Here is a 7,466-nt window from a genome sequence, read left to right on the forward strand (position 1 = left end):
CAGCACGGTCAGCCAGTCGAGATGCTCCTCGAACCGTTCCATGTCGCCCGCCTGCATGGCTTCGCACAGGGCCTCCACACGGGGCTTGAGCACATCCATCGTCAGTTTCATCGCTCTGTCGCTTTTCCGGTCGGGTAAAAATCAGAGGCAGACTCAGCCAGCCTGCTTCTTCTTGGCCATGCGTGCGTTGTAACGCTCGAAGACCTTCTTGAGCTTCTCCGCAAGGGTCGCCGCCGTAAAGGGCTTGACAATGTAACCATCCACCCCGGCCTGCGCCGCTTCCAGAATCTGACTCTTCTTCGCTTCTGCGGTGATCAGCAGAAAGGCGGTGTCCTTCAGCTTCTCATCTGCACGCACCTTTTTCAGCAGCTCAATGCCGGTCATTTTCGGCATGTTCCAGTCGGAGACGATCAGCTGATACTTGCCGGTCTGCACCATGGGCCAGGCGGTTGCGCCATCGTCGGCCTCGTCAAAGTTCTTGAAGCCAAGCTCCTTGAGCAGGTTCTTGACAATACGGCGCATGGTGGAGAAGTCATCCACCACCAGGATGTTGATGTCTCGATTGATATCACTCATATATCACGCTCCTTATAACCAATTCTTCAGTCTTGCCCGCAACCGCTTGACAGCCTGACTGTGGATCTGGCTGACTCTCGACTCGCTCACTCCAAGAATCTGACCGATCTCCTTGAGATTGAGCTCCTCGTCATAATAGAGGGCCATCACCAGCTTCTCCTTCTCCGGCAGTCGGTCGATTTCCTGCGCCAGCGCCTGCTGGAATCCTTCTTCCATGACTTCCGCTACCGGCGCCGGCATGTCACTGACCAGCTGATCCTCATCCAGCTCGCTATGGTCCGGCTCGTCGATGGACAGCAGCTGCGCGCTGTTGGTGTCCTGCAGAATCCTGTGATACTCAGCAAGGCTCAGGCCAAGTTCCTCGGCCACCTCTTCATCACGGGCCTCGCGTCCCGTGCGGGCTTCCACCGCTGCGATCGCTTCAGACACCTCCCGCGCCTTGCGATGCACGGAACGGGGGGTCCAGTCGCCTCGCCGGATTTCATCCAGCATGGCGCCGCGGATGCGAATGCCGGCGTAGGTCTCGAAGCTGGCGCCCTGATCATCGCGGAAATTCTGCATCGCCTCAATCAGCCCGATGAGTCCGGCCTGAATCAGATCCTCCACCATCACGCTGTCCGGCAGGCGCCCTTTCAGATGCCAGGCAATGCGCTTGACCAGCGGCAGATAGCTTTCCACATCCCCGATCTCATCCCGGGTGCGGGCAACGGAGGTGTAGGCCTGTACGCCGCGATTCATGCCTGACGACTACCCCTGGAACAGGTTTTCAATGAAAAACTGGATATGACCGCTTGGCCCCTGTGGAACAGGCCAGTCCATCACCTGCTGTGCCAGCTCACGGAAAGCACTGGCTGCCCGGCTGGCCGGATCGTAGAGGGTGACGGGCGTCTGTTTCTGCACGGCCGCCTTGAGCGCGGCATCATAGGGTACCGTGCCCATGTATTCCAACTGAATGTTGAGGAACTTTTCCGTCACCGTGGCCAGTTTGAGAAACAGCTTACGGCCATGCCGCTCATCCTGAGCCATGTTGGCCAGCACGCGGAAGCGGGTCAGCTGATAGTCACGGTTGAGCACCTTGATCAGGGCATAGGCATCCGTCAGGGAGGCCGGCTCGTCACAGACGACGACCACCACCTCCTGCGCCGCCTGGCAGAAGGTGGCCACACTGCTGGCAATGCCTGCCGCCGTATCCACGATGAGCACATCCAGCTCGTCGCCCAGTTCGGCGAAGGCATGCACGATACCCATGTTCTCAAGCGGCGACAGTTCGGCCATGCGCTTGACGCCGCTGGCTGCCGGAATGATGCGCAGGCCGGCCGGCCCGGGGACGATGACCTCCTTCAGCGTCTTCTCACCATCCAACACATGGGACAGGTTGTACTTGGGTGTCAGCCCCAGCATGATGTCCACATTGGCCAGCCCCATGTCGGCGTCCATGAGCAACACCCGCTCCCCCATCTGGCTGAGCGCCACCCCCAGATTGACCGACACGTTGGTCTTGCCCACGCCGCCCTTGCCACTGGTGACTGCGAGCACACGCACAGGGCTGCCGGCAGCCGAACCTGCCGGCCGGGCTGTCACCTTATCAGCCTGCTGCGGCTGACCCGCCTGTTTCAGTGCCCGCAGTCCCGCTGCCTGATCATTGTGCATCGAAAAACTCCTTGCCCACGCCCAGCCGCATGGCGCCGTCAATGGCATCCTGTCCGTTCTGGTCCAGCATGACCATCGCCCGGTCGATCAGATGATCCACATCCACTCGTTCGATATCTTCCGGCACCCTTTGCCCTTCGGACAGCCACGCCAGCGGTAGCTGCGTCTCGGCCATCAATGTCAGGGCTGAGCCCAGCTGCACGGCCTCATCCAGCTTGGTGAGGATCAGACCCTTCAGTCCCATGCGGGAGAAGGCCCGATACACCTCCCGCATCACCTTGAGCGGGCTGGCGGCCGACATGACCAGATAGTTCTTAAGCGGCACCAGCCCGCTGTAACCGGCCGTCAGCTGCTGTGTGATGCGAATGTCCTTCTGGCTCATGCCGGCGGTGTCTATGAGGATCAGCCTGCGATCCCGAAGTCCGATCAGCAGGGTCTCCAGCTCGTTGCGGCTCTGCGCCACATGCACCGGCACGCCCATCATGTCGGCAAAGGTCTGCAGCTGCGCCTGCGCGCCAATTTTATAACAGTCGGTGGTGATCAGCGCCAGCTGACCGGCGCCATGGCGCATCACAAAGCGACCTGCCAGCTTGGCGATGGTGGTGGTCTTGCCCACACCGGTCGGCCCCACCAGCGCCACAATGCCTCCGCTTTTGAGAATATCCTCCTCGGTAATGTGGAGACGCTCCCCCAGCCGTCCAAGCAACTGTGTCCAGGCGGCGTCTCCTGTCACCCCTTCCGGCAGCGCATCAAGCAAGCTCTGCGCCAACTCCCAGCCCAACCCCATGGCCAACAGTCGGCGCAACAGCATGGCCCGCTCAGGGGTCTGCTGCTGCGCCTGCCCCCATGCCAGCCCGGACAGCTGCTGCTCCACCAGGGCTCTCAGGCGTGCCAGCTCCTCGCTCATGCGCTCGATCTGACGCGCTTCCGCCGCGCTCACGGAATGGGAGGGCTGCACCTGAGCAGGCGCCGGAGAGGGGTGTCCCGGTGCATCATCCACGGCGGCGGTCACCTCAATAGTGCCATCCGACAGGGTCTGGCTGGAGAGAATGACGGCCTCCTCGCCAAGTTCGGCGTGAATTTGCGCCATGACGGTGCGCATGTTGCGTCCCTGAAACTGGCGGATCTTCATCCGTCACTCCCCTGTGACTGGTCACTGGCCTGGCCGACCGCCGCCACTACCTGAATCTGGCGATCTTCCGGCACTTCAGTATAGGCCAGAACATGCAGGTTGGGCAGACTGTAGCGCAGCAGGCGCGCCAGCTGGGCGCGGATCTGCGGGGCGACCAGCAGCACCGCCGGCCTGCCTTCCGCCTCCAGCTTCTGCACCTGTTCGTTCAGGGCACTGTAAAGCCGTTCCGCCAGCCCCGGATCGATGGTCAGCTGGCCCTGTGGCGAATTCTGCGCAGCCTGCAACAGCAGCTGCTCCAAAGAGGGTTCCAGCGTGATCACATGAAGCGGACCGTCCGGCCCCACCAGCTCATCCACGATGGCGCGTCCCAGCGCCGCCCGCACATGCATGGTGAGCTCTTCCGGATCCTGCGTGTGGGCGGCATGCTCATTGAGCGCCTGCAGAATGGTGCGCAGGTTGCGGATGGGCACCTTCTCCCGCAGCAGGTTCTGCAGCACCTTGACCACCACGGCCAGCGGCAGTTTGTCCGGCACCAGTTCCTCCACCAGCTTGGGCGAATGCTGCTTGACCCGATCCAGCAGCGTCTGCACCTCATCCGGCCCCAGCAGCTGCCAGGCGTATTCCTGAATGAGATGGCTCAGGTGGGTGGCGATGACGGTGCTGGCGTCCACCACCGTGTAACCCATGGCCTGGGCCTGATCCCGGTCAGCCGGATCGATCCACAGGGCATCCAGCCCAAAGGTGGGATCCTTGGTGGGAATGCCCTTGATTTCCCCATACACCTGTCCCGGGTTGATGGCCAGATCACGGTCAGGGTAGACCTCACCCTCGCCGGCACTGACGCCATAGATGAGAATGCGGTATTGCGTGGGCTTGAGATCCAGATTGTCCCGGATGTGCACCGGTGGAATGAGAAAACCCAACTCCTGCGACAGCTTGCGGCGCACGCCCCGGATGCGGTCCAGCAACTCCCCACCCTGCTGCTGATCCACCATGGGAATGAGGCGGTAGCCCACCTCAAGACCCAGCGGGTCCACCTCACCCACATCATCCCAGGTCACATCGGCCGGCTTGGCCGCCTCCTCGTTTTCCAGCACCTCATCTACCGGCGTTTCCGCCTTCTGCTGCTGTTGCCGCGCCACCCACCAGGCCAGAGCGCCCACCAGCGCGGCCAATGACAGAAAGGCGACGTTGGGCATGCCCGGAATGACACCCATCACCCCGAGAATGCCGGCAGTGACCGCCAGCACTCTGGGGCTGGCGAACAGCTGCAGCTGCAGTTGCCGGGCCATGTCGCCCTCTTCGTCGCTGTTGATGCGGGTGATGATGATGGCCGTGGCGGTGGAGAGCAGGATGGACGGGATCTGCGCCACCAGTCCGTCACCGATGGTCAGCAGCGTGTAGGTTTCCACCGCCTGCGAAAATGGCAGGCCATGCTGCACCATCCCCACGAACAGCCCGCCGAGAATGTTGATGAACAGAATGACGATGCCAGCCACGGCGTCTCCACGCACGAACTTGCTGGCACCGTCCATGGCGCCGTAGAAATCCGCTTCCATGGCGATCTCGCGCCGGCGCTGCTGGGCCTCCTCCTGCGTGATCAGCCCCGCGTTGAGGTCGGCATCGATGGCCATCTGCTTGCCGGGCATGGAATCCAGCGTGAAGCGGGCGCTGACTTCTGCCACGCGGGTAGCGCCCTTGGTGACCACCACAAAGTTGATGACCACCAGAATGGCGAAGATGATCAGGCCGACGGCATAGTTGCCGCCAATGACGAACTCTCCGAAGGATTCGATCACCTTCCCGGCGGCATCCGGGCCCTGATGGCCTTCCAGCAGAATGACCCGGGTGGAGGCGATGTTGAGCGCCAGACGAAACAGCGTGGCCACCAGAATGATGGTGGGGAAGATGGCAAACTCCAGCGGGCGGCGCACATAGAGGGTGACCACCAGCACCACCAGTGAAAGCGCGATGTTGAAGGTGAAGAAGACATCCAGCAGGAACGGCGGCAGAGGAATGGTGATCAGTCCCAGCAACGCCAGAATGGCGATGGGAATGCCCAGTCCGCTCGAGAGCCCGGCGCGCAACTTGTCCAGCAGCTGATGGAGGGTCATGAATTATCGGGCCTGTCCTGTCGGTTGAGTCATCTCCGGCGGCACGGGCAGCTGGTCGAATCTGGGCGGTGTCACGGCCCGGCCCTCACGCAGCTGATAGATGTAGGCCAGCACCACGGCCACGGCCCGGAACAGCTGCCAGGGAATGGGCGCATCTTCCCGGGCATTATAGTATAGCGCCCGGGCCAGCGCCGGCGCCTCCACCACAGGCACATGGTGCTTGCGGGCAAGCGTGCGCATCTGCAGCGCGATCAGGTCCGCACCCATGGCCAGCACGATCGGCTCGCGCATGGTGTCCGGGTCATATTTGAGGGCGACGGCGAAGTGGGTCGGGTTGGTGATGACCACATCCGCCTCCGGCACCTTCTGCAGCATGCGCCGCTGCGCCATTTCCCGCTGGAGCTGGCGGATGCGCCCCTTGACCTGCGGATCCCCTTCCCGCTGCTTGAACTCTTCCTTGACTTCCTGGCGGGTCATCATCAGCTGGCGGGTGTGCTCCCACAGCTGGTAAGGCACGTCGATCAGGGCGATGACGATCAGCGACAGGCTGATGATGATGAAGGCCCACACGATCAGTTCGCCGGCGTTGGCCAGGGCGTTGAGCAGGCTCAGTTTCGTCAACTGAAAGATCTGAGATTCCAGCTGCAGGATGACCAGCACGGAGACGGTGCCGATCAGCAGCACTTTGAGCAGTGCCTTGACCAGTTCCAGCAGGTTACGCAGGGAAAAGAGCTTGCCGAAACCGGTAATGGGGTTGAGTTTGGAGAAGTTGGGCGCCAGCGCCTTGGGCGCGAAGTTCCAGCCTCCGATGACAATGGGTGAGATGATGGCGATCACCGTCATGATGAGCAGAAACGGCCAGGCGATGTGCCACGCTTCCACGAACAGGGCGATGATGTGATCGAACGCCTTGTGCATGTCGAAGGCAGTCTGCCGATCCAGCAGCAGCCCCTCGCGCATGAGTGCATCGAAGCGGGTCATGACACTTGGTCCCAGCACCAGAAAATAGGTGCCGGCCGCCAGCATCATCAGCACCGTGGCCAGCTCCTTGGAGCGGGGAACCTGCCCCTTCTCCCGCGCCTCGCGCAGGCGTTTTTCCGTCGGCTGTTCGGATTTTTCCTGACCTTCCTGATTCTCCGCCATCAGGCCGCCTCCAGATGAAAGGTTCGGATCAGCTCAACGCCCTGCTCGATGAGCGTGCGCAGATGCTCCAGCAGAAACGGGGACATGAACGACAGCAGCACCAACCCTGTCAGCAGCGTGATGGGAAAGCCCACGGCGAAGATGTTCATGGCCGGCGCGGCACGGGACATGATGCCGAAGGCGAAGTTGACCAGCAGCAGCGTGGTCACCACCGGCAACGCCATCAGCACACCGGCGGAAAACATCCAGGCGCCGAACTTGACCAGTTGCCACAGGCTGTCGTGACTGAGCATGTGCGTGCCCGGCGGCATCAGCCTGAAGCTGTCCACTACGATCTGAATGACCAGAAGATGGCCGTTGAGCGCCAGAAAAAGCAGGGTGGCGATGATGGTGAAGAACTGACTGACCACCGGCGAGTTGAGACCGCTTGTGGGATCCGCCATGGAGGCAAAGGCCAGCCCCATGCCCATGGAGACGAAGTGCCCGCCCACCACGAAGGCCTGAAAGATGATCAGAAACACCAGTCCCATGGCCAGCCCGATGACCACCTGCTGCATTAGCGTCAGTACCCCCGCGGCGGTAAAGGGATCGATCGGTGGGGGCAGATCAAGCTGCGGCGCCACGGCTAAGGTAATGAACAGTGCCAGCAGCAAGCGGGTGCGCACCGGCACCGCCGGCATGGCGAAGACGGGAATCATGACCATGGCCGCACCGAGGCGCACGAACGGCCAGAAGTAGAGACCGAGATACTGCAGGAATTCCTGATAGCTGAAGACCACTCAGTTCGCCAACCCGATCAGCACCGGAATGTTCTGCCACAGCTCGCGGGTAAAGCTGAGCCACACATCCAG

Annotated in this window: 7 protein-coding genes; all 7 read right to left on the reverse strand. The window is 61.8% G+C overall.

All coding sequences use genetic code 11. From position 1 onward, the window contains the following. Positions 1-153: 153 nt before the first annotated feature. Genes F8K16_RS02920 through fliR form a run of 7 tightly spaced genes read right to left on the reverse strand, consistent with a single transcriptional unit; the run spans position 154 to position 7,394 of the window. Positions 154-567, reverse strand: a complete 414-nt coding sequence (locus F8K16_RS02920; protein ID WP_294946722.1) for a chemotaxis response regulator CheY — start codon at positions 565-567, stop codon at positions 154-156. A 21-nt stretch (positions 568-588) separates the two neighbouring features. Then, positions 589-1,314, reverse strand: a complete 726-nt coding sequence (locus tag F8K16_RS02925; protein ID WP_294946705.1) for an RNA polymerase sigma factor FliA — start codon at positions 1,312-1,314, stop codon at positions 589-591. A 9-nt stretch (positions 1,315-1,323) separates the two neighbouring features. Continuing rightward, a complete protein-coding gene (locus F8K16_RS02930; RefSeq protein WP_294946708.1) occupies positions 1,324-2,226 on the reverse strand; it encodes a MinD/ParA family protein in 903 nt (300 codons plus the stop codon). After that, positions 2,216-3,358: a flagellar biosynthesis protein FlhF gene (gene flhF / locus F8K16_RS02935; RefSeq protein WP_294946711.1), complete on the reverse strand. Its 1,143-nt coding sequence runs from the start codon at positions 3,356-3,358 to the stop codon at positions 2,216-2,218. Before flhF ends, F8K16_RS02930 begins: the two co-directional genes overlap by 11 nt. After that, complete coding sequence (gene flhA / locus F8K16_RS02940; RefSeq protein ID WP_294946714.1) at positions 3,355-5,472, reverse strand: flagellar biosynthesis protein FlhA; 2,118 nt, start codon at positions 5,470-5,472, stop codon at positions 3,355-3,357. Before flhA ends, flhF begins: the two co-directional genes overlap by 4 nt. A gap of 3 nt (positions 5,473-5,475) precedes the next feature. Then, positions 5,476-6,615: a flagellar biosynthesis protein FlhB gene (flhB, locus tag F8K16_RS02945; RefSeq protein WP_294946717.1), complete on the reverse strand. Its 1,140-nt coding sequence runs from the start codon at positions 6,613-6,615 to the stop codon at positions 5,476-5,478. Further along, a complete protein-coding gene (gene fliR, locus F8K16_RS02950; RefSeq protein ID WP_294946720.1) occupies positions 6,615-7,394 on the reverse strand; it encodes a flagellar biosynthetic protein FliR in 780 nt (259 codons plus the stop codon). Before fliR ends, flhB begins: the two co-directional genes overlap by 1 nt. Positions 7,395-7,466 lie beyond the last annotated feature (72 nt).

Origin of the sequence: Sulfurivirga sp., assembly GCF_015490265.1 — a bacterium.
Taxonomy (GTDB): Bacteria; Pseudomonadota; Gammaproteobacteria; order Thiomicrospirales; family Thiomicrospiraceae; genus Sulfurivirga.

Coding starts and splice junctions, on each gene's coding strand:
- F8K16_RS02925 (WP_294946705.1), bottom strand. CDS start 1,314: ATGAATCGCGGCGTACAGGCCTACACCTCCGTTGCCCGCACCCGGGAT.
- F8K16_RS02930 (WP_294946708.1), bottom strand. CDS start 2,226: ATGCACAATGATCAGGCAGCGGGACTGCGGGCACTGAAACAGGCGGGT.
- flhF (WP_294946711.1), bottom strand. CDS start 3,358: ATGAAGATCCGCCAGTTTCAGGGACGCAACATGCGCACCGTCATGGCG.
- flhA (WP_294946714.1), bottom strand. CDS start 5,472: ATGACCCTCCATCAGCTGCTGGACAAGTTGCGCGCCGGGCTCTCGAGC.
- flhB (WP_294946717.1), bottom strand. CDS start 6,615: ATGGCGGAGAATCAGGAAGGTCAGGAAAAATCCGAACAGCCGACGGAA.